The sequence below is a fragment of the Micromonospora sp. NPDC003197 genome (genome assembly GCF_053590565.1).
In genome coordinates, this window is record NZ_JBSFTE010000016.1 from 1 (window position 1) to 25,953 (window position 25,953).

Sequence of the window (25,953 nt, forward strand, 5' to 3'; positions counted from 1 at the left end):
GTCGCCGGATTCGTCGGCGCACTCGGTTTCGGCGGGGCGATCGCCAGTGAACTGCTCGACGCCCGTTCGCCGGGGATGATCGCCGTGGCGGCCGCCGTCGGCATCATCGTCGCGATTCCCACCGGCTGGCTGACGGTACGACTCGCCCGCGCCGCCCGCAACATGCGTACCGACGCCACCCCCACCCGAGAGCACCTGGTCGGCTCGCTCGGTGTCGTGGTGACCCCGATCCCGGCCGGCGGCTACGGCGAAGTCCGAGTACGCATCAGCGGCCAGCCGGTCAAGCTCAACGCCAAGGCTGACGAACCAATCTCGACCGGCACCCAGGTCTTCGTCATCGAAGCCCTCAGCGACACCAGCGTCCTGGTCGAGGCAACCCCTCAGGTCGGATAAGGAGCTACATGCCACTGCTCGTCGCTATCGGCGGGGCGGTACTGCTCGCCATAGTCCTCGTTCTCTTCGTACTCTCCCGGATCAAGGTCGCCGGCCCCAACCAGGCCTTCATCGTCACCGGCCGCAAGGGCCGTACCACCCAGACCGCCGACGGCGGCCGGCTGACCGACACATCCGGCCAGAAGGTCGTGCTCGGTGCCTCGGTCTTCGTGCTGCCGATCGTGCAGAAGTTGCAGTCCCTCGACCTCTCCAGCCGGCGCATCGACGTCGGCATCAAGGGCGCGGTGAGCAAGCAGGGCATCCGGGCCGAGCTGCACGGTGTGGCGATCGTCAAGGTCGGCGGCACCGAGGACGCGATCCGGGCCGCCGCCCAGCGGTTCCTCAACCAGCAGGACGAGATCGAGGACTTCACCCGGGAGGTGCTGGCCGGTGCACTCCGCTCGATCGTCGGCCGGCTGACCATCGAGGAGATCATCCGGGACCGGGCCGCCTTCGCCAGCGCGGTCGCCGAGGAAGCCGAGCACTCGATGACCAACCAGGGGCTGGTGCTCGACACGTTCCAGTTGCAGGACATCCTCGCCGAGGGTTCCTACCTCCAGGACCTGGGCCGGCCGGAGGCCGCCCGGGTGCTCAAGGACGCGGCCATCGCCGAGGCTCGGGCTCGGCAGGCCGCCGAGCAGGAGCGGCTGCTCGCCGAGGAGGCGATCGCCGAGGCGAACCGGAACCTGGCACTCAAGCAGGCGGCGATCGCCGCCGAAATCGACGCGGCCAAGGCCAAGTCGGCGGCGGCCGGGCCGCTCGCCCAGGCCGAACGGGACCAGGCGATCCTCTCCGAGCAGCAGAAGGTGGCCGAGCGCAACGCCGAACTCAAGCAGCGCCAGCTCGACACCGAGGTCCGCAAGCCGGCCGACGCCGCCCGATACAAGGTCGAGCAGGAGGCGGAGGCGTCCCGCAACGCGGCCGTCCTGGAGGCGGACGCGAAGCGGCAGGCCACCATCGCCGCCGCGCAGGCCTCCGCCGAGCAGGCCCGACTGACTGGTGAAGGTGAGCGGGCCCGCCGGGCCGCGCTGGCCGAGGCGAACGCGATCGAGGGTGCCAAGGAAGGTGAGGCGGAGCAGCGGCGGCGTACCGCCATCGCCGACGCCATCGAACGGGAAGGCCAGGCGGAGGCAGCGGCGATCCTGGCCAAGGGACAGGCCGAGGCCGAGGCGATGGCCCGCAAGGCCGAGGCATTTGCGGAGTACGGCGAGGCCGCCGTACTCGACCTGCTGGTGAAGGTGCTGCCGCAGGTGGTCGAGGCGGCCAGCGCCCCGATGAGCAGCATCGACAAGATGACCGTCATCTCCACCGACGGTGCCTCCTCGCTGACCAAGTCGGTGGCCAGCAATGTGGCGCAGGGGCTCCAGTTGGGCACCGACCTGACCGGCATCGACCTGTCCGGGCTCCTCGCGAAACTGGCTTCCGGCGGCATCGGTGGGGCGAACGGCCCCGCCGAGGCTGGCAAGGTCATCGACGGCCGATAGGCGGCCACCCAGGTACGACCAGCGACCGGCCGGATCCGTTTGGATCCGGCCGGTTCCGTTGTTCGGACCAGCTCCGGCGCACGTTTCCGGACAATTCTTATACGCCCAGTTGGCGGTGATCATTCCCCTTTTAAAGTCGCCTTATACGACTTTTCGACAAGCTCACCTGTCAAGGCGCTAGCGTCAATGCGACAGTTGCCACCCGAGCCCGATAATGACCGGTAGCCTTCACTGCATTCGCCGACGGAAACCCAGGAAGTTCCCAGTCCACACACGGGTTCACGGCGGGAATATCCTCCAGCGGAGCAGCAAAGGGGCGGGCGACTGCAATGGACCGGCCGGAAAATGTCATCTGGGACACTACCTATGCCTGCCCACTCCGCTGCATCCACTGCTATTCGGAATCGGGTCGCCGAGCCTCCCAACAATTGAATCGCGACGCCCTTTTCCAAATAACCGACGCAATCATCTCCCTGCGGCCCCGGTCGGTTGCGCTCGCCGGCGGCGAGCCACTTCTGGTGCGGGAAGTATTCGAGATCGCCGCACGACTGACGCAGGCCGGAATCGCAGCGATTCTCTACACCAGCGGTTGGTCCCTGCGACCGGATCTGGCCGACCGGATCATGAGCGTCTTCCACCAGGTCGTGGTCAGTGTCGACGGCGCCACCCCGGAGGTGCACGACCGTATCCGGCAGCGCAACGGCTCGTTCGACCGCGCCATGAGTGCGCTCGACCTCCTCGACGCGGCTACCGTACGCAGCCGCGAATCCGGCCGCCAGCCGGCCCGCCTCAGCGTCGAGTACGTCGTCACCCGAAGCAACCTGCACCAACTGGAACAGGTCTGCACCGACATCGCGCCCCGATTCCCGAGTCTGCGTTTCCTCTCCTTCGGTGCCGTCGTACCGAGCGGACTGGCCAGCCGGATCAGCTTCACCGATCAGGAACTGCTCACCGACGCTGAGGCCGATGTGGTCGGCAGCCGGGACCGGATGGCTCGTCTCCAGTCCCTCGCCCCGGCCACCGTGCGGGTTTCCACGAGCGACAACCGGAATCTGCAGATGCGCCCCGACCAGATCAGCCGTGGCGACTTCGCCTCGCTGCTCCAGATCGAGCCGGACGGGGCGGTACGGGCAATGCCGATCTACGAGGGAACGGTCGGCAACCTGCGTACCGAACCGGCGGAACTGCTCTGGAAACGAGCCGTCGCCCGCTGGCACGACCCGTTCGTACAGCAGACCCTCGCGGCGGTGCACAGCATGGCCGACTGGGCCGAGGCGACCCGCCGCATCGACCTCCGCTTCGGTTCGGCCGCTGTCCGCGCCCGCATCGACCGTCGGCCCGAACTCTGACAACCGCGAAATCTCGGGGGAAACCGAATGGACAGCATGCACGCCACCAGGAGCCGTGCCGGCTCCGCCAGACTCCTCGTCAACTGTGTGCGGTCGGTGCTCGCCGGCGGGGACCCGGCAAGGTGGTCGGTGGAGGAATCCGACGACTGGTGTCATGTACGGCCGGTCGACCAGCGCCTCCCGGCGCAGGGATGGAAGTTGCACGTCTCCGCCACCCCGCTGTCGGCACCCCTGGTCCTGGACCGGGTGGCGCGGGTCCTCGTACGCCGACAGTGCCAGTTCAAGTTCGCCCCGACGATCGAGCGGGTGCGGGAGTTGGGTTCCCGGGAGGTGGACCGTGGGTCCGGCGGAAAGTTCCTGACCGTCTATCCCGAGCTCCTTGAGAACGAGTTGGTCGCCCTCGCCGACGAACTGCACCAGGCCACCCTCGGCCTACCCGGGCCGGCGATCCTCTCCGACCGGCGCTATCGACCGGGCAGCCTGGTGCACTACCGGTACGGCGTCTACGGCGGCGTGCGCATGCTCGGCAACGACGGCTCCTACGAGGCGATGTTGGTGACACCGGACGGAAGCATTGTCCCTGACCAACGAAAGGCGTGGTTCACCCCGCCGACATGGGCGCCACGGGACCCCTTCACTGACTCCCCGGCCGCACCGACCAGGGCAGCAGCGCCGACCTCCGTACTGCTCGACAAACGTTACGTGGTGGACGAGGTGATCCGGCACGGCTTCCCGGGCAGCGTGTACCGGGCCACCGACAAGACCACCGACCAGGCCGTCGTCATCAAACAGGCCCGTCCGTACGCCTCCGCCGACGAGTGCGGACTGGACATCCGCGACCGACGCCGGCACGAGGCCCGGATGCTCCACCAGTTTGGCTCCACCGGTTTCACCCCCCAACTGATCGGCTTCTTCGAACAGCAGGGTGATCTCTTCCTCGTCCAGGAGGCACTCCCCGGAAGCACCCTCCGGCAGTGGGTGGTGACCAACCTGGTGGCCGAGGCGGACAACGGCCCGTGGGGGCTGCCGCTGCCAGCGGCGCTCCGGGTCGCCCGGTGGCTGGTGGAGATCGTCCAACAGGTGCACGACCAGGACTTCGTGCTGCGTGACCTCAGTCCCAACAACATCATGGTCACCGACGACCGGCTGTGTCTGATCGACCTGGAGACGCTGGCCCCGGTGGACCAGCCGGCCGGAGTCGCGTTCACGCCAGGCTACGGAGCACCCGAGCAGCTCGACGCGCCGCTGATCATCACCGCCTCGAAGAGCGCCGACCTGTTCGGTCTCGGCGCAGTCCTCTTCTACCTGGTCAGTGGGGTCGATCCGGTGTTGACCCGGGACCAGCCGCAGGTCCGCTCCCGGCAGGAGCGAATCAACAACTGGTTGTCCCTCCTCTCGGTCGGGAACCCGGCCGCGCGGCACCTCGCCCCGCTCATCGAGGCGTTGATGTGTGACGACCCGGCGGGACGCCCCTCGCTCGACGCGGTGGCGGCGTTCCTCGCCGACAGCCCCGACCCGTCCCCCGCCCGGGTCCGGACGGAACCGGCCGACCATCCGCTCCGGTTCGACGACGACAACCTGCGAAGAGTGATCCGCGACGCGACCGACCACCTGGTGGCCACCATGGACCGGAGCGGTTCCGGACGTCTCTGGACACCGGGATCCACCGGGATGCGTACCGATCCGATCAACGTCCAGCACGGAGCTTCCGGGGTCCTGGCGGTGCTCGTCCGGGCGTACCAGGCTGAGCCGAACCCGGACCTGCGTCGTGCCATCACCGATGCCGCCCAGTGGATCAGCCAACGAGTCGTACGGGAGCCTCGCCTGCTGCCCGGCCTGCATTACGGGCGTTCGGGTACCGCCTGGGCGCTGCTGGAGGCGGGGAGAGCCATCGACGACGACCGGCTGACCAACCGGGCGATCGACCTGGCTCAGCGGGTACCGCTGCACTGCCCCAACCCGGACGTCTGCCACGGCATGGCGGGGGCCGGGCTCACCCAGCTCCGGTTCTGGGAGGCCACCGGCCAGGCGCTCTTCCTGGATCGGGCCCGTCAGGTGGCGGCCGACGTTGCCGCCATGGTGGAGCACCGGGACGGCCTGACCCTCTGGCCGATCCCACAGGACTTCCCGTCGGCACTCGCCGGGCTGGTCCATTACGGGTTCGCACACGGCGTCGCCGGCGTGGCGGCCTTCCTGCTCACCATCGGCCGGATCACCGGGGAGACCAGATACCTGGAACTCGCGGAATCGGCGGCGGAAACCCTCCGCTCGGTCGCCCTGGTCGAGGACGGTGACGCCCGGTGGACCAGCAGCGTCAAGGGCGGACCACGTCTGACGCACTGGTGCAGCGGTGCGTCCGGCATCGGCACCTTTCTCCTCGGGCAGTGGCAGCACGACCGGGACAGCCGCTGGGCGGATCTGCTCGACCAAGCCGCCCGGGCCGTTCGCCGGGCACGTTGGCAGGCCGGTACGGGGCAGTGCCACGGACTCGCCGGTGACGGAGAGTTCCTCCTCGACCTGGCCGAGGCGTCCGGAGACAAGCGCTACCGAAGCTGGGCGGAGGAACTGGCAAGCAACATCTACACGCCGGGAGTACTCCGGGACCGCCGGTTACTCGTCCCCGACGAGAGCCGTACGACGGTGGTCGCCGACTTCGCCACCGGACTCGCTGGTGTCCTCGCCTTTCTGCTTCGTCTGCGGGACGGCGGCCCACGGATGTGGCTGCCGGAGTCGTTCACCCGGATCGGCTCGGACCCAACGAACTGACGTTCCACCGCCTGACGTTCCACCGCCGAGTCGGGAAGGACCGATCGGCACTAAGCGACCGTGCCTGTGGTGTGCCACGGGCACGGCGGAGAACACCAGCGACGAAAGGAGGTGACTTTCTCATGGAGTCGAACATCGAGGCTCTCCAGATGTTGGAGGAGACCAACGTCGACGAGTTCGGTCGTTACCCGTGCACGGACGAATCCTGCACCGGCGCCACGTGCAACACGGTGGGCGGCGCAAGCTGCTCGGTGGCCACCATCTGGTGACCTACCACCGCGTGACCGGACAGATGACCGGAGTCGATCCAGCTACCGGTTACCGCCACCGGTGACGTGCTGACTGCCCCGGGCGGGTCTTCCGATCCGTCCGGGGCGGTTAGCGTCAGGGGGTCGGCTGGTCGGTCAGTCCCTCGGCCCGAGCCCAGCGCAGCAGTTCCGCCTCGGCCTCGTCCCGATCCAGCGGGCCGCGCTCCAGGCGTACCTCCTTGAGGTGCTTCCAGGCCCGCCCGACCACCGGCCCCGGCGGTACGCCGAGCAACTCCATGATCGCGTTGCCGTCCAGGTCGGGACGGACCCGGGCCAGGTCCTCCTCGGCCTCGATCCGAGCGATCCGCTCCTCCAACGCGTCGTAGTCGGCCGCGAGTTGGGCCGCCTTGCGCCGGTTGCGGGTGGTGCAGTCGGAGCGGGTCAGCTTGTGCAGTCGGGGCAGCAGGTCGCCGGCGTCGGTGACGTAGCGGCGTACCGCCGAGTCGGTCCACTCGCCGCGACCGTAGCCGTAGAACCGCAGGTGCAGCCCGACCAGCTTGACCACCTGGGAGGTCACGTCCTTGGGGTAGCGCAGGGCCTTCATCCGCTGCTTGGTCAGCCGGGCCCCGACCACCTCGTGGTGGTGGAAGCTGACCCGCCGGTCCGATCCGACCGCCTTGGTCGCCGGTTTGCCCACGTCGTGCATGAGCGCGGCCATCCGAAGTGCGAAGTCGCAGTCGCCCGCTTCGAGCCGGATCGCGTTGGCGACCACGGTCAGGGTGTGCTCGTAGACGTCCTTGTGCTGGGCGTGCTCGTCGATCTCCAGCTTCAGCCCGGACAGCTCGGGCAGGAACCGGTCGGCCAGCCCGGTATCCACCAGCAACCGCAGTCCGGTGATCGGATCAGCGCCGCAGAGCAGCTTGGTGAACTCGTCGCGGATCCGCTCGGCGGTGATCCGGTCCAGGTCGGTGGCCATCGCCGCCATCGCCGCGCGTACCGCCGGGTGCACGGTGAAGCGGAGCTGAGCGACGAACCGGGCGGCCCGCAGCATCCGCAACGGGTCGTCGCCGAACGACTCCTCCGGCGTGCCCGGCGTACGGACGACCCGGGCGGCCAGATCCTCCAACCCGCCGTACGGGTCGGTGAACTGGTGCTCGGGCAGGCTGACCGCCATCGCGTTGATGGTGAAGTCGCGACGCTTCAGGTCGTCGACGAGGTTCGTCCCGTACTCGACGATCGGGTTACGGGTGACCCGGTCGTAGGACTCGGCTCGGAAGGTCGTGATCTCCAACCGTAGCCCGTTGCGTTGTGCCCCGATCGTGCCGAACTCGCGGCCCGTCTCCCAGGTCGACTCGGCCCAGCCTTTGAGGATGCGCAGGGTCTGGTCCGGATGGGCGTCGGTGCAGAAGTCGAGGTCGTCGCCGAGCCGACCGAGCAACGCGTCTCGGACCGAGCCGCCCACCAGGTGCAACTCGTGCCCGGCCTGGGCGAAGCGACGGCCCAACTCGTCGGCGACTGGGGAGACCCGGAGCAGTTCGGCGACGGCGTTGCGTTGCGCGGCGGTCAGATCGCGCCGGTCGGGGGCGCTGGGTACGGAGGCTTCGGACATGGGATCGCCAGCCTATCGGGCGTCACCTGTTTCCCGACCAGCGGGCGGCGAAGAGCGGTAGCAGATGCCGGGCCGCCGGCCGGGGGTGCGGGTTGACTAAGGTCTGAGAGTGCTGGTGGGCAGACCGTCCGCCGTATCCCTTGGGAGGCTGGCATGGGTGGCGGGCTCTACCGCAGCGCGAACGCCACGCCCGACGGGGTTCCCCCACCACGCGACGGTGCCACCTTCATCTCGGTGGACCGGGTCGACCAGCCCATGGTCGAGACCACCGCGCCGGCACCGGAGCCACCCGTCGAAGGCAGCGCCGCCGGCAACAGCGCGATCATGGCGATCGGCAGTCTGGTCAGCCGGGGTACGGGTTTCCTGCGCACCCTGGTGCTCGGCTCCGCGCTGGGCACGTTCGCGGTCGGTAACGCGTACACCACGGCGCAGATCTTCCCGGGCATGGTCTACGAGTTCCTGCTCGGCGGCATCCTGACCAGCGTCCTGATTCCGGTGCTGGTGCAGCGGCGCAAGGTCGACCCGGACGGCGGCCAGGCGTACGCCCAACGGCTGCTCACCCTGGCAGTGATCGCCCTCTGGGTGGCGACGGTGGCCGCGCTCGCCTTCGCGCCGGTCCTGACCTCGCTCTATGGCAGCGACCAGACCAGCGGCGAGTTCCAGCGACTGGTCACACTGCTCTCCTACCTGATGCTGCCGATGATCTTCTTCACCGGCCTCTCCGCGTTGATCAGCGCGGTGCTCAACACCCGGGGGCACTTCGCTGCCCCGATGTGGGCACCGATCCTCAACAACCTGGTGGTCATCACCACCTTCGGGCTCTACATCGCCATCTTCGGGGCGGAGATCGTCGAGCCCAACCAGATGACCCCCGGCCGGATCATCCTGCTCGGTGGCGGCACCCTGCTCGGGGTGATCGTCCAGGCGGCCGGCCTGCTCCCGGCGCTGCGCAAGGTTGGTTTCCGCTGGCGCTGGCGCTTCGACTTCCGGGCCCTCGGCCTGCGCGAGCTGGGCCGGCTCGGCGCCTGGATGATCTGCTACGTCGCGGTCAGCCAGCTCGGTCTGGTCGTCCTGTTCAACCTGCTCAACCGCGCCGGCGACGAGAACGCCGCCGGTCCGCTGATCTACAACAACGTCTTCCTGCTGTTGAACATGGCGCACGGCATCATCGCCGTCTCGATCGTGACCGCGTTGATGCCCCGGATGAGCGCCGCCGCTGGTGATGGACGCTTCGCCGACATGACCCGCGACCTGTCCCGGGGCACCCGCATGATCACAGCGGTACTCGCGCCGGTCGCGGTCGTCTTCGGGGTGCTGGCGCTGCCGATCTCGGTGGCCCTGTTCAAATGGGGCGCGTACGGCGCGGACAGCGCGCTCGCCACCTCGACGGTGCTGATCGTCGCCGCGCTGGCGTTGGTGCCCTTCTCGATCAGCCAGCTCTTCACCTTCGCCTTCTACGCCCTGCCCGACACCCGGATGCCGGCCCTGATCAACATTCCGGTGGTGGTGCTACGGGTGCTGGTCCAGATCGGGCTCTTCGCCGCCTTCTCCGCCGAGTTCACTGCCTCCGGCCTGATGCTCGGCAACGCGGTGTCGTACGTCGCCGCCGCCGTACTCTCCGCCTGGCTGCTTCGGCCCAGAGTCGGCCGGATCGGCCTGGGCAAGATCATGCCTACCTTCGGGAAGGTGCTGGCCGCCGCGCTCGGTGCCGCAGTCCTCGGCCTAATCGTGATCAACCTGCTGCCGGGCGGGGATGACCTGAGCCGGGCGGAGGCGATCCTCCAACTGGTGGTGGGTGGTGCGGTGATCGGCGGCAGCTACGTCGGACTGGCCATGCTGCTGCGGATCCAGGAGATCAACGAAGTGGTCGGAATGGTCCGCCGCAAACTGGGGCGGTGATTCGCGCCACCTTTAGCGGGGCGGCTGTCCACACCAGGGAGCACAGCTGTGGATAGAGCTGTGGATAACTTGCTGATTTCCCTATCCACAGCCACGTCCAGCCTGTGGATAACTCACCGACCTGCCTGGTCCGCCCACCATTTCGGGGATCTTGGTCGAGGCTCGACACACCGGGTTGGCCGGGCTCGGACAGTCCCGACCAGTCCCGAGCAGTCCCGAGCGCTCCTGGCCGGCACGCTGGCGCGTCGGGCCCGCCCGACGCGCCGCACAAATCGGAAACTGCACTGACCTCGCATTTCACCAGCAGTCCAGACAAGTCCATCGATACAAACGGCGATTCTTCCGGTTCGCCATCAATTGTCGGAGCAGGCAACCCGGATGAGGCTCCCCGTACCCGGACGTAAGCCCGCACTCACGGCACCTTGGCGGGTACGACCGCAAGATGACATGTCGGGGATCAGTCGAACCCAGGTAAGGTCGCTCCCGTCGGGTGCGGCAAGCGCCTACGCTATGCAAGGACGCTGCCGGCCGGTCCCTTCGACGGCGGAGCGGGAAACCAATGCCCAGCAGTGCGGGTCCATCGATTGACGAGTTCACCGAGGGAGGACGGGTGACCCAGGTCGGCGAAGGCCAGGAGGCGGATGGAGCCGCCCCGCCGGTAATGACCTTTGGTGCGCCCGCGGTCGGTGAGCTCCTCGCCGAGCGGTACGAGTTGGCCGAGCACATCAACGACGACAGCGCCGGTCGCCAGGTATGGCGCGGCGTCGACGTGGTGCTCCGTCGACCAGTGGCGGTAGTACTACGTTACCCAGGTGGTGACTCGGCCAAGGAGATGTTGCAGGCCGCCGTCGCCGCCAGCCGCGTGATCCACCCCAACCTGGTCGGCGTCTACGACGCCATCGACGAGGAAGATCGCGCATACGTCGTACGGGAATGGGTGGCCGGCCGGTCGCTGCGTGAGATGGTCGCCGAGGGCGTCCTCGATCCGGCTCGGGCCACCAGCATCGCCCACGCCGTCGCCGCAGCCATCGCCGCCGTACACGCCACCGGAATGGTGCACGGCAACATCCATCCCGGCACCGTAATGATGGACAGCGACGGCCGCGTGGTGCTCGCCGACGCGCGCTCCGATGGTGCGGACACCCCGGAAACCGATGTACGTGCCGTCGGCGGCATCCTCTACTTCGCACTCACCGGTCGCTGGCCGCACGCCGAAGCCTCGCTCACCACCGGTTCGAGTGGCCGAGGCCGCTCGGCACTGACCGACGCGGTCCGCGACGGCAGTGGCGCAATCGCCGCACCACGCCAGGTCCGGGCCGGCGTCCCGACCTACCTCGACGACCTGACCATGGACCTGCTCGACTCCGAGCTCGCGATACCCGCCTCGGACGTGCTGGCCGCGGAACTCGCTCGACTCGACGCACCCGCCGAGGAGCAATACCTCGACACCGGGCCACTACGCTTCACGGCCAGCACCGAGGCGCTGCCGCCCCCAGTCAGCGGCGGCCGGAAACTCATCATCGGCGTCGCCAGCCTGCTGGTCATCGCCCTGGTCGGTCTCTTCCTCGGCGTACAGGCATTGAACAGCGACGACCAGCCTGAAGCTGGACCGGGTCCCTCGGCCAGCGCCAGCGACCCCGCCAACGGTGCATCCGCCCAACCGATCGGCAAGCCCGAGAAGATCTCGCTCAGCGCCGCTCAGGTACGGGTCATCGACCCCGACGGTGACGGCAGCCGCTCCGAGTCCCGGGACGCGGAAAAGACGGTCGACGGCGACACCAACGAGGGCTGGTACACCGAGAGCTACCGCGGTCGATCCAACTTCGGCAACATCAAGCGGGGAATGGGCATCCTCATCGACCTGCAACAGCCCCGCACCCTCAACTCCGTGCAGGTGCAGCTCTCCGCTCGGGGCGCCACCGCCCAACTGTTCACCGGCACCGTCAACCCACCAGCCACCCAGGCCGGCGACAAGCAACTCGTGACCGCCTACCTGAAGAACCCGGTCGGTGTGCCGTTCGAGAACGCCGGCTCCACCATGGACTTCAGTGCGTTCGACCCGGACGCGAAATACCAGTACCTGCTGTTCTGGATCACCGATCTGCCGCTCGACGAGCCGGGCAGATACAAGATCGGCGTCCAGGAGATCACGGTCATCGGGCTGTGACCAGCCGGTCCTGGCTGGTCGCCGGCCATCCGGCTGGGGGTCAACCATGACTGAGATGCTGCCCACCGGCCGGCCGGGTGAGCAGGCCAGGCCCGGGGACGGGACATCGCCCGGTGGCCTGCCCCGGCTCGCCGACCTGACCGACGAGCACCTGCTCCGCGCGCACGTCGACGGCGATCCCGACGCCTTCGCGGAACTCTTTCGCCGACACCGCGACCGGCTGTGGGCGGTCGCGGTGCGTACCGTCTCCGACCGGGAGGAGGCGGCTGACGCGCTCCAGGACGCACTGCTCTCCGCCCATCGGGCCGCCCCCCGGTTCAGGGGGGACGCCGCCGTCACCACCTGGCTACACCGAATCGTGGTCAACGCCTGCCTCGACCGGATCCGCCGTCGGCAGGCCCATCCCACCGTGCCGCTGCCCGATGGCTCCCGCCCGGCCGATTCCGACCGATTCAGCGGAGTAGAACCGGCCGCGCCCGCACCGGACCACGACACCGCGCTCGTCGTCCGACAGGCCCTGGCCGAGTTGCCCGTCGAGCAACGGACCGCCCTGGTCCTGGTCGACGTCCAGGGTTACCCGGTTGCCGAGGTCGCGGTCATCTTGGGCGTGGCCGAGGGCACGGTGAAAAGTCGCTGCGCCCGAGGACGGGCCAGACTCGCCCAGATCCTCGGCCACCTACGCACGGGCCCGACCGGCCAACGATCCCCAGGATCCGGCGGTGACCCAGCCCGAAGGCCCAGCGCGGCCCGATCCACGGACATCCCCGTACCCGCCCGATCCGGCACAGAGCGGCCCACCCGATCCGGCACAGAGCGGCCCACCCGATCCGGCGCTGACGTGCCCGCGGTCACCCTCGGGAACCCCGCGTCCGGCAACAGCGTCCGATCAGCGTCAGGTCAGTCGGGACACGACGTCAGCCAGGAGGAGAAGTGACGGGGGGGAAGTTCGGGGAGGTCGACTTCGACCTGCTGGCCGACTATGTCGGCGGGGCGCTGGACGGCACCCCCGACGAGGCCGAGGTGGCCCGGTTGGTCGCCTCGGACACCGCCTGGGCTCAGGCGTACGCCGAACTGACCACCGCCGTCGACGCGGTCCGGGTCGACCTGGCGAGTTGGGGCGCCGTACCGGAACCGATGCCGCCAGCGGTGACCGCCCGGCTGACCGCAGCGCTTACGACGGACGCCGCAGCGCTTACGGACGCCGCAGCGCTCACGACGGACGCCGCAGCGGTACGGGCTCCGAGGCCGGCGGCCGAGCCGGTCGACGCTGGCGAACGGTCGGAGCGGCGCCCGACGGGCGTGCCACCTGGGGGTGTCGCATCGTCCGGGCCGGGCCGCGCCGGCACCCGCTCCCGGCGCCGCTGGTCGCGGCTGGCCGGCCCCGTGGCCGTCGCCGCCGCCGTCACCGCGTTCGCCGGTTTCGGGATTCCTAGACTCACCGGTTCCCACGACACAGACACCACCCATGGGGCGGCGGTCAGCGACTCCGGTGCCGAACGCGCCACGACGGGTGACCAGCCACCCGCCAACATCCTCGGCAATCCACAGGCACCGGTGGATGCCGGCGCAGCGAGGCCGATCTCCAGCGGCACCGACTACGCCACCAGCACCCTGGGCCAGCGGGTGGCCGCCCTGGGCGGGCAGCGCATCAACACGACGGAAACGCACTCCGGCGAGCCCTCGAACGCGATACCCGAGCAGTCCCGGACCGTCGTCGCGTACGGCCTGGAACGGCTCTCCGATCGAGGCGCGCTCAGCGGCTGCCTCGACGCGGTGGCCCGCGCACACGGCGGCACCGGCACGTTGACGGTGGATATCGTGGACTACGCCAAGTTCGAGGGCAGCCCCGCTCTGGTGCTCTCCTTCACCGACCAGACCGGTACGCGGTGGGCCTGGGCAGTCGGTCCCGGGTGTGGTCTGCCCAACGTCGGCACCGACGAGCGGCATCACACCCGGGTAGGGTGATTCGACAGTCCCAGCGGGTATGGCCGTCCACGTGACGTGACCCACCGGATGACCGGCTCGGGAATGCCCGTCCATACGATGCTGTTCTGCTGTGCACGACCGGTGTCCCGCTGGATACCGGTGACGAGCCGGTGCCGGTACGCCGTACTGGTGACGAAGACACGACTATCGGGAGATGGCAGTGGACGAGGTCCGTAACCTGATCATCATCGGCTCAGGGCCGGCCGGATACACCGCGGCGGTCTACGCCGCACGGGCGAACCTCAACCCACTCGTCATCGAGGGTGTGCAGTCCGGTGGTGCGCTCATGACCACCACCGAAATCGAGAACTTCCCGGGTTTCCCGGACGGAATCCTCGGCCCGGAGCTGATGGACTCGATGCGCAAGCAGGCCGAGCGGTTCGGTGCCGAGTTCATCACCGACGACGTGACCCGGGTCGAGCTGGTCGACACCGGTACGCCGGGGTCGACGGCGGCAAGCACCGTCTACGTGGGGGAGACCGCATACCGCGCGAAGGCGGTCATCCTCGCCACCGGCTCGGCATGGCGTCCCCTCGGGGTCCCCGGTGAGCAGGAGTACCTCGGCCGGGGCGTGTCGTCCTGCGCCACCTGCGACGGGTTCTTCTTCCGCAACCAGGACATCGTGGTGGTCGGTGGCGGCGACTCGGCGATGGAAGAGGCCACGTTCCTGACCAAGTTCGCCTCGTCGGTGACCATCATCCACCGCCGGGACGAGTTCCGGGCCAGCCGGATCATGGCGGACCGGGCCCTCGGCAACGAGAAGATCCGGGTCGAGTGGAACAGCATCGTGGAGGAAATCCTCGGCGCGGACGGCAAGGTAGTCGGCGTCCGGTTGCGTAACGTGCACACCGGTGAGGCGAAGACGCTGGACGTCAGCGGGGTCTTCGTGGCGATCGGTCACGACCCGCGTAGCGAACTCTTCCAGGGACAGGTTGATCTGGACGAGAGCGGCTACGTCAAGGTCGATGCCCCCGGGACCCGTACCAACGTGCCTGGGGTCTTCGCCGCTGGCGACCTGGTGGACCACACCTACCGCCAGGCCATCACCGCAGCCGGCACCGGCTGTGCCGCCGCACTGGACGCCGAGCGGTTCATCTCAACGCTGGAAGAAGAGTAAGCACCGTCGAAAGACGAATAATCAGAAGTTGCCCGAGGAGGGTCTCAGTGGGAGCAGTAAAGCCGGTCACCGACGGTAGCTTCGTCGGCGACGTGCTTCAGTCCGACAAGCCGGTGCTGGTCGAGTTCTGGGCCGAGTGGTGCATGCCCTGCCGCAAGGTCGCACCGCTGCTGGAGGAGATCGCCGGCGAGATGGGCGACAAGGTGTCGATCGTCAAGCTCAACATCGACGAGAACCCGGAAACCGCCCGGGCCTACCGGGTGATGTCCGTACCGACCATCACCGTGTTCAAGGGCGGAGAGCCGGTGCAGTCGGTCGCCGGGGCCAAGCCGAAGGGCGCCCTGGTCAAAATGATCGAGGCAGCACTCTGACGGTTCAGTCGGTGCCCTGACCGCTGTACCGGACAGTCTCGTACACCGTCCCGTAACGACCACACCTCGCGCCTGCGGCCACCCGGCCGCAGGCGCGAGTCGTTCCTGCGGCGGCCCGGCGGCGAATCCGCGCGTTCGGCGCAATCAGTCCGGATGAACGCTCACCTGGGGCCGGGCGTGTTTCGCCGCAGGCAGGCCGGGTGTGCTGTCACCACAACGGCATCCGGCCAACCGGGCGCACCGCACATGGCGTCACGGTACGCTCCCGGAAGCGTGCTCACAGCGAAGCTGGAGTCTGCGTCGCCGGTCCCGGACGACCGACCGGGACGGACCCCACCAGCAGAGAATCGTGCAGAGGGGGGTGCTTCCGTGCGTCCGATCCGGCTAGGTGACCGCGGCCCTGCCGTCCAGGAGATTCGTGGCATCCTGGTCGGTCTCGACCTACTCGACACCGACCCCGTAGGGCCCAACGACGACCCGGTAGCGCCAGACGACGAGTTCGAGGCGAAAATCGAGCGCGCCGTACGCGCCTTCCAGCAGAGCCGAGGGCTGAGCGTCGACGGGCAGGTCGGCGCGGAGACCTGGCGGGCCCTGGACGCCGCCCGCTGGCGACTCGGCGCCCGTACGCTCTACCACGCCATCCCCGACCCGCTCACCGGCGAGGACGTACGGTCGCTCCAGGAACGCCTGCTGGAGATGGGGTACGACGTCGGTCGGGCGGATGGCGTCTACGGCGCCCGGACAGCCCGGGCGGTGGCCCAGTTCCAGCGCGAAGTCGGGTTGGCCACCTCGGATGGCGCGTGTGGGCCGCAGACGATGAACGCGCTACGCCGCCTCGGACGCAAGGTGGTCGGCGGCCGGCCGCAGTGGCTCCGGGAGGCGGACGCGTTTCGGCAGTCCGGGCCCACCCTGATCGGCAAGGTGATCATCATCGACCCTGGGCACGGCTCGTCCGACCCCGGCGTGGTGGTGCCCGATGGCCAGCTGCGCTGGGCCGAGTCCGACCTCACGTACGACCTCGCCACCCGGCTCGAAGGGCGGCTCGGTGCCGCCGGCATGCGGGTACACCTCACCCGGGGCCCCGCACCGGCCACCCCACTGCCGGACCTGGCCCGGGCGGAACTGGCCAACGAACTCGGTGGTGACCTCTTCATCTCCCTGCACATCGACCACCACGCCAATCCCGAGGCCAATGGGGTGGCCAGCTACCACTACGGCACGGACAACGGGGTCACCTCGACGGTCGGAGAACGGCTGGCCGACCTGGTCCAACGGGAGATCGTGGCCCGGACCGGGATGAAGAACTGCCGTACCCATGCCAAGACCTGGGAGTTGCTCCGCCTGACCCGGATGCCGGCGGTACGCGTCGACGTGGGCTATCTGACCTCGGCTGTCGATCGGGACCGGCTCATCGATCCGCGCTTCCGGGACCGGGTCGTGGAGGCGATCGTCGCCGCCGTACAACGGATGTACTACCCCATCGAGCAGGACGTGCCGACCGGGTCGATCGACGTCAGCGAACTCCGGGCGGCGATGGCGGCCGGCCGCTGAGCTGAGCCCGGACTGCGGGCTGATGTGCGGTGCCCGGGGCTGAACGTGACGCTGGCGCGGGGTCTCAGCTGATCGTGACGCTGGCTGTCGGGTCTCAGCTGATCGTCGTGGACCGGGTCGCCGGCCGTACCGGCCGGAGCAGGCTGTCCGGGCTCATCGAGCCGAGCAGCTTCTCCAAGGCGTACTCGACGTCGGACTTCCAGGACAGCGCCGTACGCAACTCCAGTCGCAGTCGGGGGTAGCGAGGGTGTTGCCGTACCGTCTTGAAACCGACGGAGAGGAAGAAGTCGGCCGGAGCGACACATCCGCCGCTCCCCTCACCCGCCTCACCGAACTTGGCGTCGCCAAACGCCTCGATGGCCTTGATGCCACGCTTGGTGAGATCCCGGGCGACACCCTGCACCAGCATCCGCCCCAACCCGCCTCCGGAGAACGCCGCCACGATGTGTGCCGTGGTGAGCAGCGCCGCATCAGCGGAGACCGGTGAGGTGGGAAACGCCATCGACCGTGGCACGTAGGCGGGCGGGGCGTACATGACGAACCCGGCGGGCATCCCGTCGACGTAGGCCAGCTTGCCGCAGGAGCCCCACTCCAGCAGGGTCTGGGATACCCAGGCTTCCTTCTCCAGACCGGGGTCGCCAAGCGTGCCGGCCCGTTCGGCCGCCACCGGATCCAGCTCCCAGTAGACGCACTGCCGGCATGGACGCGGCAGATCTTCCAGCGTGTCGAGGGTCAGACTGACCAGACGTCGCGACATTGGCGCATCCCCAAAGTATGGTCGGAGGCTGAAGCACCGTGCAGCATCGCCGCCTCCTTGCCCCCCGACGAGCGATCGTACGCTGGAACCACCCGCCGTGGGAGGGGTTGGGCGGTTTCGCACGGCTTCGGGTCGTGATCGGTGGTAAAACAGCAGGTCCGCGATGTGGACGGGGCCCTCGGTGCCGCTGACGTTGATCGTTGAGGCGGACTAGGATCGACTAGCCAACGCTGTGCCGCCCATTTTGTCGGCCCGCCCAGCGACCTGCCTGATCGAGGTGATGTCATGACCGGCACGACGCTCGACGACTATACCGATCGCTACGCCCGGCGCGTCCGCGGTATGACGGCATCGGAGATCCGAGCTTTGTTCGCCGTAGCCAGCCGCCCGGAGGTGGTGTCACTCGCCGGCGGTGCTCCGTACATCGCCGCACTGCCGCTCGACGCGGTGGGCGAGATGCTGGGTCGACTCGCCGCCGAGCAGGGCACGACCAGCCTCCAGTACGGCATCGGGCAGGGCACTCTCGAACTGCGTGAGCGGATCTGCGAGGTAATGGCGCTTTCCGGCATCGACGTGAACTGTGGCGCCTCCCCGGAGGACGTGGTGGTCACCGTCGGCGGGCAGCAGGCGCTCGACCTGGTCGCCCGCCTCTTCCTCGACCCGGGTGACGTCGTCCTCGCCGAGGGCCCCACCTATGTCGGCGCTCTCGGGGTCTTCCAGGCCGCCCAGGCGCAGGTGGTGCACGTACCGATGGACGACGACGGCCTGGTGCCCGAGGCGCTGGAGGCGGCGATCGCCGAGGTGGCCCGGTCGGGCCGGCGGGCCAAGTTCCTCTACACGATTCCGACCTTCCAGAACCCGACCGGCGTGACGCTGACCGACGAGCGGCGGGAACGGGTGCTCGACATCTGCGAGCGGGCCGGCCTGCTCGTGGTCGAGGACGACCCGTACGGGCAGCTCGGTTTCGACGGTGACGTGCCCGCCCCGCTGCGCGCCCGCCGCCGGGACGGTGTCTTCTATCTGAGCACCTTCTCCAAGACCTTCGCTCCCGGGCTGCGGGTGGGCTGGATCCTCGCCCCACACGCGGTACGCGACAAGCTGGTCATCGCCAGCGAGGCGCAGATCCTCTGCCCGAGCAACTACGCCCAGGCCGCGGTGACCACCTACCTGTCGACCATGCCGTGGCGGGAGCAGCTCAAGACGTACCGGGAGATCTACCGCGAACGTCGGGACGCGTTGCTGACGGCGCTGGACGATCTGATGCCGGCCAGCACCACCTGGACCGAGCCGAAGGGTGGCCTCTTCGTCTGGGCGTCCCTGCCGGATGGGCTGGACGCCAAGGCGATGATGCCGCGTGCCATCGCCGCACGGGTCGCCTACGTGCCGGGCACCGGTTTCTACGCCGACGGTTCCGGGGCCGGGAACGTACGGCTCAACTTCTCCTTCCCGCCGCCGGAGCGGATCCGGGAAGGGGTCCGTCGGCTGGCCAGCGTCATGGAGCAGGAGATGGCGATGCGCCAGGTCTTCGGCGCGGTGACGCGGCCCACCCATCGCCGCCGCGGCCAGGCCGGGGCGGATGTGCCAGGTCCCGACTTGGCATGATCTCCCCCATGAGTACGACCCCAGCCAGCAGCGCATATCCGACCGACCGGCCCGTGTCACCCCTGCCGGAAGCCCTTTCCGACTTTCGGGTCCTGGTATTGGCTGGTGGGCTCTCCTACGAGCGTGACGTGTCGCTGCGGTCCGGTCGCCGGGTGCTCGACGCGCTCCGGTCGGTAGGGGTAGAGGCGGAGCTGCACGACGCCGACAGTGCCCTGCTCCCCGTTCTGACCGCCGACCCGCCCGACGCCGTGGTGATCGCTCTGCACGGCTCGACCGGTGAGGACGGGTCGCTGCGCGGGGTCCTCGACCTGTGCGACGTGCCCTACGTCGGCTGCGACGCCCGATCAGCCCGGATGGCCTGGGACAAGCCGTCCGCGAAGACGGTGCTGCGTGAGGCGGGCATCCCGACGCCCGACTGGGTGGCCCTGCCGCACGACCGCTTCTCCGAGCTGGGCGCGGTCGCGGTGTTGGACCGCATCGCCGACCGCCTCGGGCTGCCGCTCATGGTGAAGCCGGCCCAGGGCGGTTCCGGGCTGGGGGCCGCCGTGGTCCGGGACGCCGCCGCCCTACCGGCCGCGATGGTCGGCTGTTTCGCGTACGACACCACGGCCCTGGTCGAGCGCTACATCCCGGGTATGGACGTGGCGGTCTCCATCGTCGACCTGGGCGACGGCCCCCGGGCTCTGCCAGCGGTCGAGATCGTCCCGCGCAACGGGGTCTACGACTACGCGGCCCGCTACACCGCTGGCCTGACCACCTGGCACAGCCCGGCCCGGCTGGCACCGGCCGTGGCGGCCAGGGTGGCCGAAGTAGCCCTGGCCGCACATTCCGCCCTCGGGCTACGTGACCTGTCCCGGGTCGACCTCATCGTGGACGCCGCTGGCGACCCACACGTGCTGGAGGTCAACATCTCACCTGGGATGACTGAGACATCGCTGCTGCCGCTGGCGGTACAGGCGGCTGGGCTCGACTTCGGCGCGCTGCTCGGGTCGATGGTCACGCGGGCGGCGGCCCGGCGCGGCTAGCGGCCGCTACGCCACCAGCCGCTACACCGTCAGCCGCCCGCCGAGCTGTCATTCACCCATCGGTACGCCGAGGCGGGTCGGCCCTGGCTTCGGTTCCGCCGTCCGGCTCGGCGCCCCTTCCGCCGCTCGTTTCGGCACCCGGGTCGACGCCGGTCTCATCGTCGATTCCACCGTCCACTGCTTCGTCCACTGCTTCGTCGGCTGCCTCGTCGAACCCCGGTGGCGGTTCCTCGGTCTCCGCTACCGACGCCCACTCAACCGCCAACTCGTCTACTGGGATGGTCACCCCGGCTGATGCCTGCTGAGCCAGGCTCGACGGTGCCTGCCACTCGATACGGGGCGGCTCCGCCAGCGTCCGACCACCGAACTCGGCGAGCCACGCCGCGACGAGTGCGAGGTTCTCCCGCCACACCGATTCGGGAATCGGCGGCAGGATGTCGTCCCACAGAGACAGGAACGTGCCACGAAGCTGCAACCGCCCGTACGGGCGGGCCAGGAACCACATGTGGAAATGGGCTGAGCCGTCTCCCCAGCGGTTGACGTGCACTCGCGCCACACCGTCGAGCGACCGGATGGCTCGCTCCAGCCGGACGGTCATCACCCCGAGTTCAGCGGCCAACAAGTTCGGCAGATCACCGAGGTCCAGATGGGATCGGGACTCCAGGATGAGCACCATCGGCAGCCCGCTCGGGCGGTCCATGGCACGCACCCGCCAGCGCTCGCTGACCCAGATGTACGCCTCGTCCGGCGTCTCGCACGCCGCGCAAACGCTGGATCCCTCACCCTTTCGGGCCGGTTCGATGGCTACCGGTTCGTCGAGCTGCTTGACGTGGAGATCGCCTTCGAATGGGAACGATGGCCATTGGGCGAACTTGGGAACAGGAGGGGTGTGGGGCACGACGCTGACACTAACCGAGTCGAGGACACCCCGGGAGGGCCCAAGGGGCCCATGCCTGCCGATGGATCGAGCCGACCTGACGCCGTTCATCCACAGGCTCAGACCGCCATCTACGCGCGGTTTCACGTGAAACCAGCACCACCTGTGGAAAACGCCTGTGGATTACTTTGGCTCCGACTGGGCGGCGACCACTCGGGGCGGTTTCACGTGAAACGGCGACCTGACCGCCGTCCGGGTCGCCGTCCGGGTCGCCCTCCCCGGAAGCAAGTCGCGGCGCCTGGCTCGCCCGCGAATGGGCGGCCCGCACAAACGGGCGGCGGGGTCTCCCAGAGTGGAGACCCCGCCGCCCGCGCACCAACCGCCAAGATCGATCCACACCAGCCGCCAGATCGAGCCGCGCCTACTGCCGGATCAAGGCGCACTACTGCCGAACCGAGCACCGAGCCGAGCGCCGGACCGAGAGTGCCGAGCCGTCAGGCGACGATCGACTCCTGTTCTTCGGTGCCGATGATCTCGACGATCCGCTCCAAGTCGTCCACACTGGCGAACTCGATGGTGATCTTGCCCTTGTTCCGCCCGAGGTCGACCTTGACCCGCGTGTCGAACCGGTCGGAGAGCCGTTCGGCCAGCTCCGTCAACCCGGGAGCATGCGGTTTGGGCCGCCGTTTCGCCGGCGTGGTGCTGGCCGGCGTCTCCTCCATGCTGGCGAGCTTCACCAGTTCCTCAGTCGACCGTACGGAGAGCCCCTCGGCCACGATGCGGAGCGCCAGCTTCTCCTGCGCCTCTGCATCGTCCAAGCCGAGCAGTGCGCGGGCGTGTCCGGCCGAGAGCACCCCGGCCGCCACCCGGCTCTGCACCTGTGCCGGCAGGTTCATGAGCCGGATGGTGTTGGAGATCTGCGGGCGGCTCCGACCGATCCGGCGGGCCAGCTCTTCGTGGGTGACGCCGAACTCCTCCAGCAGCTGCTGGTAGGCCGCGGCTTCTTCCAGCGGATTCAGGTTCGCCCGGTGGATGTTCTCCAACAGGGCGTCCCGGAGCATCGCGTCGTCCCGGGTGTCCCGGACGATCGCCGGAATCTTCTCCCGGCCGACGGCCTGCGCCGCCCGCCACCGCCGCTCGCCCATCACGAGCTCGAACTGCTCGCCGCCGTCCAGCTCGCGGACCACGATCGGCTGGAGGAAACCGACCTCCTCGATCGAGACCTTGAGTTCCTCCAAGGCCTCGTCTTCAAAGATCTGCCGTGGCTGCTTGGGGTTCGGCACGATCGCGTCGACCGGGATCTCGGCGAACCGCGCACCAGGTACCGGGGCCAGTTGAGGCACCGGCTCGACGTACGGCTCGGCCACAGGCGGGGCCGCTGGGATAGCCGTGGCGGCCCTGCGCTCCTCAACAGCCATCGGCGCACCGCCGGACGGCTGGTCGACCGGGCCTGTCAGGTCAACGGCTGGTTCGACCGGCTCCACTGGGCCGGTGGGAATCAGCGCGCCCAGGCCCCGTCCCAGGCCCCCTCGCGGACGGTTCTTCATGCCACGCCTCCCACCGAATTGACCGGCCTAGGCATTGCGGCCGACCGGCTCTCTGACCCCGCGCTCTGCAATCTCCTGGGCCGCCGCAAAGTAACTCATGGCGCCCCGCGAACCCGGATCGTAGGTCATGACCGACTGGCCGTAACTCGGCGCCTCGGAAACCCGGACGTTACGGGGGATGACGGCCTGCAAGACCTTGTCACCAAAGTGGTTACGGACGTCCTGCTCGACCGCATCGGCCAGCCGGGTACGCCGGTCGTACATGGTGAGCAGGATGGTCGAGACGTTGAGCGCCGGGTTCAGGTGCTGCTTGACCAGGTTGATGTTGTTGATCAGCTGGTTCAGCCCTTCCAACGCGTAGTACTCGCACTGAATCGGGATCAACACCTCTTGGGCGGCGACGAGCGCGTTGACCGTCAACAGACCGAGCGACGGCGGGCAGTCGATGAAGACGTAGTCGAACTGTTCGGGATGGGAGGCGATCGCCCGACCCAACCGGGTTTCGCGAGCCACCATGGAAACCAGCTCGATCTCGGCTCCGGCGAGGTCGATCGTGGCCGGTACGCACCACAGGTTCGGGATGCCCTCCACCCCCTGCGCCACCTCGGCCAACGGCAGGTTGTCGATCAGGCAGTTGTAGACGTCCGGAATCCCGGCATGGTGGGGCACGTTCAGCCCGGTCGAGGCGTTCCCCTGCGGATCCAGATCGACCACCAGCACCCGGTTGCCGTGTAGCGCAAGGGCTACCGCCAGGTTGACCGTGGTCGTCGTCTTCCCCACACCGCCCTTCTGGTTGGCGACGCAGATGACCCGGGATCTGGCCGGCCGGGGCATCGTCACCTCGCCACTCGGATTCAGGATTTGCACGGCGCGCATTGCCTCCATAGCCAACGGTGGGTCATCCTCTTCGCGCGGCGGCGTTTCACGTGAAACGTACGCGTCAACTTCGCCTTCGCTGGCAGCAGGCCCGCCAGCGGGCATGGGCGTGTCGTGAGGGGCCGGGTTCTGGCGCTCCGCCGTCTGGGCGGCGTCGGACGCGACGACTTCGGCTTCACGGGTGTTCGGGGGTAGTGACTGTCGGGCGTCCTGGACCGGTACACCGTCGGTCATCGGTCGTCTGCGCTTCGGCAGACCGACCGGGTCTGCTTGGGGTTCTGAAGAAAGATCACGATGGTGATGTGGCTGGGGCACGTCGTCGTCCGACTGACCGCCGCTCGCCCGAGCCCATTGCCGGTTGACTCGGTCCCGGGTAGCCCAGCCCTCGTATTTGGTTTCACGTGAAACGGCCGCCTCACTGGAGAGATCGCCGTGATCCGCTATTCCTGTCTCGTACCTACCGTCTTCATACACCGTGTCATCCCTGCCCGCTTCGGATGGATCGGTCGGCGCCAGTGGCAGCTCGAAGCCCAGCGCCAGAATCGGTGCGGTTCGGAACCGCAGGGGCCTTCTGTGGGACGCCACCGAGGTCCGGTCCACATTATCGACGCGCGGCCAGCCTACGGGGGACAGGCGGGCTGAGGCCACGGCTAACGGCCGGGTGAGTCGTCACATCCGCCTCCGACAGGCAGAAGGCGAGGAAAAAAGACCGAAGGTTCGGGCTACCACTGCGGCTAGGCTCGGCCGCCTCGGCCCCCGTCGGCCGCGGTCCCAGACACCGCGTCACCCCGGCGCTCGGCCCGAGCAGAACGGCCCGACTTCCGCGCCTTCTTCGACGCCGCACCCTTCGTCGAGCCCACCGCCCGCTCCCGAACGATCTCCACCACGGTGGTCGGCGGATCGATCACCCCGACCCCGCATCGTCGTACGCTTGCCGGCCCGCCACCCAGCCGCCCGACCGCAGCCTGGTGTTCGGCCACCTCGTCAGCGGCCGAGGCGCCCTTGAGGGCCAACAGCCGTCCACCCACGGCCGCCAGCGGCAGGCACCACCCCGCCAGCCGATCGAGTGGGGCCACCGCCCGAGCGGTCACCACGTCCGCGGGCGGCAGGCCACCGGACCCGGCCCGATTCGGGAAGACCTCTTCCGCTCGGGCCCGCAGCACGGTCACCGACCGGTCGAGGCCCAGCAGGGCGACCGCCTCCGACAGGAAGGCGGTCCGTCGGGCCAAGGGCTCGATCAGGGTGACCGAGAGGTCCGGGCGGGCCACCGCCAGAACGAGGCCAGGTAGTCCCGCCCCGGAACCGACATCCACCACCGAGCACTCCGGGGGCAGCAGCTCCGCCACGGCGGCACAGTTGAGCAGATGACGCTCCCAGATCCTGGGTGCTTCCCGAGGACCGATGAGACCGCGTACCACGCCGTCGGTGGCCAGCAATTCCGCGTACGTCGCCGCCAGCGGAAGCCGGTCACCGAAGAGCGTACGGGCGGCCGCCGTCAGCTCCGGCGGCAACGGCACGACCTGGGACTCGACAGCGGACGGGCCGGGTGGCATTCCACCCGGCCCGAAGGCGGCGTCAGCCGCCGGCTCGTTCGTCATGACTGGATCAGGCAACGGGACGAACGACGATACGCCGGTTCGGCTCGACGCCCTCCGACTCGCTTTCCACCCCGGCCAGCGCGTTGACCACATCGTGCACACACTTGCGCTCGAAGGCCGACATCGGTTCGAGGCGGACGGCCTCGCCGTACTCCTTCACCTTCTCGACCGCGTTACGCGCGACAGCGCCAAGTTCCTTGCGCCGGGTGGCGCGGTAGCCGCCGATGTCCAGCAGCAGCCGGCTCGGCGATCCGGTCTGCCGGAACACAGCAAGGCGGGTCAGCTCCTGGAGCGCCTCCAGGGTGGCACCCCGCTGGCCGACCAGCGGCTGCAACCGGCCACCGACCACCTCGACCATCGGCCTTCCACCGGAGACCAGCTCGTCGATGTCGCCGTCGTAGTCGAGGATGTCCAGCAGGCCCTCGATGTAGTCGGCCGCGATCTCGCTCTGCCGGAAGAGTTCGGCGTCCGATGCGCCGGACGAGGCCTTGCCGTTCGCCGGTGCCGTCGACTCCGCCTCGTCTTCGACGTCATCGTCGGTGTCGCTGTCGACCTGCGCCGCGACCGGGACGGCCTCTTCGTCGAGTGGCTGCTCGGTACGCGGAATGCTGGTGTCGGTCACGGTCTCATCTCCGTACTCGCTCGGCCGGACCGTAGTACGGTCCGTTGATTCCCCTGGTCGGCGGGAGGTC

At 68.8% G+C, this 25,953-nt stretch carries 21 protein-coding genes; 14 read left to right on the plus strand and 7 right to left on the minus strand.

Going from position 1 to position 25,953, the window contains the following annotated elements; genetic code table 11:
- The 5 genes from ACWDV4_RS18755 to ACWDV4_RS18775 all read left to right on the plus strand — a co-directional run.
- Nucleotides 1-393, plus strand: a 393-nt coding sequence (locus ACWDV4_RS18755; RefSeq protein WP_449980418.1) for a hypothetical protein, incomplete at its 5' end; no start/stop codon positions are given.
- 8 nt (nucleotides 394-401) lie between these two features.
- Complete coding sequence (locus ACWDV4_RS18760) at nucleotides 402-1,916, plus strand: flotillin family protein (RefSeq protein ID WP_449980421.1); 1,515 nt, start codon at nucleotides 402-404, stop codon at nucleotides 1,914-1,916.
- A gap of 329 nt (nucleotides 1,917-2,245) precedes the next feature.
- A complete protein-coding gene (locus tag ACWDV4_RS18765; protein ID WP_449980424.1) occupies nucleotides 2,246-3,265 on the plus strand; it encodes a radical SAM protein in 1,020 nt (339 codons plus the stop codon).
- A 27-nt stretch (nucleotides 3,266-3,292) separates the two neighbouring features.
- On the plus strand, nucleotides 3,293-6,031 hold the full coding sequence (gene lanL / locus ACWDV4_RS18770; RefSeq protein ID WP_449980427.1) for a class IV lanthionine synthetase LanL: 2,739 nt from the start codon (nucleotides 3,293-3,295) through the stop codon (nucleotides 6,029-6,031).
- Nucleotides 6,032-6,153: 122 nt separating this feature from the next.
- Entirely contained in the window at nucleotides 6,154-6,300 is a 147-nt protein-coding gene (locus ACWDV4_RS18775; protein WP_449980430.1) for a hypothetical protein, read from the plus strand.
- Between the two features lie 115 nt (nucleotides 6,301-6,415).
- Here the strand turns inward: ACWDV4_RS18775 and ACWDV4_RS18780 are convergent, their stop codons facing one another.
- Complete coding sequence (locus ACWDV4_RS18780) at nucleotides 6,416-7,888, minus strand: CCA tRNA nucleotidyltransferase (protein WP_449980433.1); 1,473 nt, start codon at nucleotides 7,886-7,888, stop codon at nucleotides 6,416-6,418.
- Nucleotides 7,889-8,041: 153 nt separating this feature from the next.
- Between ACWDV4_RS18780 and murJ the strand changes: the two genes are divergently transcribed.
- The 7 genes from murJ (at nucleotide 8,042) to ACWDV4_RS18815 (ending at nucleotide 16,979) form a co-directional block, all read left to right on the plus strand.
- Nucleotides 8,042-9,787 (plus strand): murein biosynthesis integral membrane protein MurJ, encoded by a 1,746-nt coding sequence (gene murJ, locus ACWDV4_RS18785; protein ID WP_449980436.1) that lies wholly within the window; start codon nucleotides 8,042-8,044, stop codon nucleotides 9,785-9,787.
- Nucleotides 9,788-10,346: 559 nt separating this feature from the next.
- Nucleotides 10,347-11,954 (plus strand): protein kinase family protein, encoded by a 1,608-nt coding sequence (locus tag ACWDV4_RS18790; protein WP_449980439.1) that lies wholly within the window; start codon nucleotides 10,347-10,349, stop codon nucleotides 11,952-11,954.
- Nucleotides 11,955-12,009: 55 nt separating this feature from the next.
- Nucleotides 12,010-12,888, plus strand: coding sequence for an RNA polymerase sigma factor SigM (sigM, locus tag ACWDV4_RS18795; protein ID WP_449980779.1), 879 nt, complete (start codon nucleotides 12,010-12,012; stop codon nucleotides 12,886-12,888).
- Nucleotides 12,885-13,919 (plus strand): hypothetical protein, encoded by a 1,035-nt coding sequence (locus tag ACWDV4_RS18800; RefSeq protein ID WP_449980441.1) that lies wholly within the window; start codon nucleotides 12,885-12,887, stop codon nucleotides 13,917-13,919. The genes sigM and ACWDV4_RS18800 overlap by 4 nt, the downstream gene beginning before the upstream one ends.
- Nucleotides 13,920-14,100: 181 nt before the next feature.
- On the plus strand, nucleotides 14,101-15,057 hold the full coding sequence (gene trxB, locus ACWDV4_RS18805; protein WP_449980781.1) for a thioredoxin-disulfide reductase: 957 nt from the start codon (nucleotides 14,101-14,103) through the stop codon (nucleotides 15,055-15,057).
- 47 nt (nucleotides 15,058-15,104) lie between these two features.
- Nucleotides 15,105-15,428, plus strand: a complete 324-nt coding sequence (gene trxA / locus ACWDV4_RS18810) for a thioredoxin (RefSeq protein ID WP_449980444.1) — start codon at nucleotides 15,105-15,107, stop codon at nucleotides 15,426-15,428.
- A 369-nt stretch (nucleotides 15,429-15,797) separates the two neighbouring features.
- Nucleotides 15,798-16,979: an N-acetylmuramoyl-L-alanine amidase gene (locus ACWDV4_RS18815; RefSeq protein ID WP_449980447.1), complete on the plus strand. Its 1,182-nt coding sequence runs from the start codon at nucleotides 15,798-15,800 to the stop codon at nucleotides 16,977-16,979.
- Between the two features lie 94 nt (nucleotides 16,980-17,073).
- Here ACWDV4_RS18815 and ACWDV4_RS18820 read toward each other — a convergent pair whose 3' ends face one another.
- Complete coding sequence (locus tag ACWDV4_RS18820; RefSeq protein WP_449980449.1) at nucleotides 17,074-17,736, minus strand: GNAT family N-acetyltransferase; 663 nt, start codon at nucleotides 17,734-17,736, stop codon at nucleotides 17,074-17,076.
- A 285-nt stretch (nucleotides 17,737-18,021) separates the two neighbouring features.
- Between ACWDV4_RS18820 and ACWDV4_RS18825 the strand changes: the two genes are divergently transcribed.
- Together ACWDV4_RS18825 and ACWDV4_RS18830 are read left to right on the plus strand one after the other, a co-directional pair.
- A complete protein-coding gene (locus ACWDV4_RS18825; RefSeq protein ID WP_449980452.1) occupies nucleotides 18,022-19,338 on the plus strand; it encodes an aminotransferase-like domain-containing protein in 1,317 nt (438 codons plus the stop codon).
- Nucleotides 19,339-19,346: 8 nt separating this feature from the next.
- Nucleotides 19,347-20,363: a D-alanine--D-alanine ligase family protein gene (locus ACWDV4_RS18830; RefSeq protein ID WP_449980455.1), complete on the plus strand. Its 1,017-nt coding sequence runs from the start codon at nucleotides 19,347-19,349 to the stop codon at nucleotides 20,361-20,363.
- Nucleotides 20,364-20,415: 52 nt separating this feature from the next.
- On the opposite strand, the gene ACWDV4_RS18835 is transcribed toward ACWDV4_RS18830, so the two are convergent.
- From ACWDV4_RS18835 to ACWDV4_RS18855, 5 genes are all read right to left on the minus strand, one after another.
- On the minus strand, nucleotides 20,416-21,261 hold the full coding sequence (locus ACWDV4_RS18835) for a hypothetical protein (protein WP_449980458.1): 846 nt from the start codon (nucleotides 21,259-21,261) through the stop codon (nucleotides 20,416-20,418).
- Nucleotides 21,262-21,734: 473 nt separating this feature from the next.
- Nucleotides 21,735-22,787 carry a ParB/RepB/Spo0J family partition protein gene (locus ACWDV4_RS18840; RefSeq protein ID WP_449980460.1) on the minus strand — a complete coding sequence of 351 codons (1,053 nt, stop codon included), beginning with the start codon at nucleotides 22,785-22,787 and terminating at the stop codon, nucleotides 21,735-21,737.
- A gap of 27 nt (nucleotides 22,788-22,814) precedes the next feature.
- The gene (locus tag ACWDV4_RS18845; protein ID WP_449980783.1) at nucleotides 22,815-24,137 is read right to left on the minus strand and encodes a ParA family protein; all 1,323 of its coding nucleotides are present in this window, start codon (nucleotides 24,135-24,137) and stop codon (nucleotides 22,815-22,817) included.
- 260 nt (nucleotides 24,138-24,397) lie between these two features.
- A complete protein-coding gene (gene rsmG / locus ACWDV4_RS18850; protein WP_449980785.1) occupies nucleotides 24,398-25,216 on the minus strand; it encodes a 16S rRNA (guanine(527)-N(7))-methyltransferase RsmG in 819 nt (272 codons plus the stop codon).
- A gap of 52 nt (nucleotides 25,217-25,268) precedes the next feature.
- Nucleotides 25,269-25,883: a Jag family protein gene (locus tag ACWDV4_RS18855; protein ID WP_449980463.1), complete on the minus strand. Its 615-nt coding sequence runs from the start codon at nucleotides 25,881-25,883 to the stop codon at nucleotides 25,269-25,271.
- Nucleotides 25,884-25,953: the final 70 nt, after the last annotated feature.

Excerpts from the sequence above, each read along its gene's own strand:
- ACWDV4_RS18760 (WP_449980421.1), top strand. The coding sequence starts at position 402 with ATGCCACTGCTCGTCGCTATCGGCGGGGCGGTACTGCTCGCCATAGTC.
- ACWDV4_RS18765 (WP_449980424.1), top strand. The coding sequence starts at position 2,246 with ATGGACCGGCCGGAAAATGTCATCTGGGACACTACCTATGCCTGCCCA.
- lanL (WP_449980427.1), top strand. The coding sequence starts at position 3,293 with ATGGACAGCATGCACGCCACCAGGAGCCGTGCCGGCTCCGCCAGACTC.
- ACWDV4_RS18775 (WP_449980430.1), top strand. The coding sequence starts at position 6,154 with ATGGAGTCGAACATCGAGGCTCTCCAGATGTTGGAGGAGACCAACGTC.
- ACWDV4_RS18780 (WP_449980433.1), bottom strand. The coding sequence starts at position 7,888 with ATGTCCGAAGCCTCCGTACCCAGCGCCCCCGACCGGCGCGATCTGACC.
- murJ (WP_449980436.1), top strand. The coding sequence starts at position 8,042 with ATGGGTGGCGGGCTCTACCGCAGCGCGAACGCCACGCCCGACGGGGTT.
- ACWDV4_RS18790 (WP_449980439.1), top strand. The coding sequence starts at position 10,347 with ATGCCCAGCAGTGCGGGTCCATCGATTGACGAGTTCACCGAGGGAGGA.
- sigM (WP_449980779.1), top strand. The coding sequence starts at position 12,010 with ATGCTGCCCACCGGCCGGCCGGGTGAGCAGGCCAGGCCCGGGGACGGG.
- ACWDV4_RS18820 (WP_449980449.1), bottom strand. The coding sequence starts at position 17,736 with ATGTCGCGACGTCTGGTCAGTCTGACCCTCGACACGCTGGAAGATCTG.
- ACWDV4_RS18825 (WP_449980452.1), top strand. The coding sequence starts at position 18,022 with ATGACCGGCACGACGCTCGACGACTATACCGATCGCTACGCCCGGCGC.
- ACWDV4_RS18830 (WP_449980455.1), top strand. The coding sequence starts at position 19,347 with ATGAGTACGACCCCAGCCAGCAGCGCATATCCGACCGACCGGCCCGTG.
- ACWDV4_RS18840 (WP_449980460.1), bottom strand. The coding sequence starts at position 22,787 with ATGAAGAACCGTCCGCGAGGGGGCCTGGGACGGGGCCTGGGCGCGCTG.
- rsmG (WP_449980785.1), bottom strand. The coding sequence starts at position 25,216 with ATGCCACCCGGCCCGTCCGCTGTCGAGTCCCAGGTCGTGCCGTTGCCG.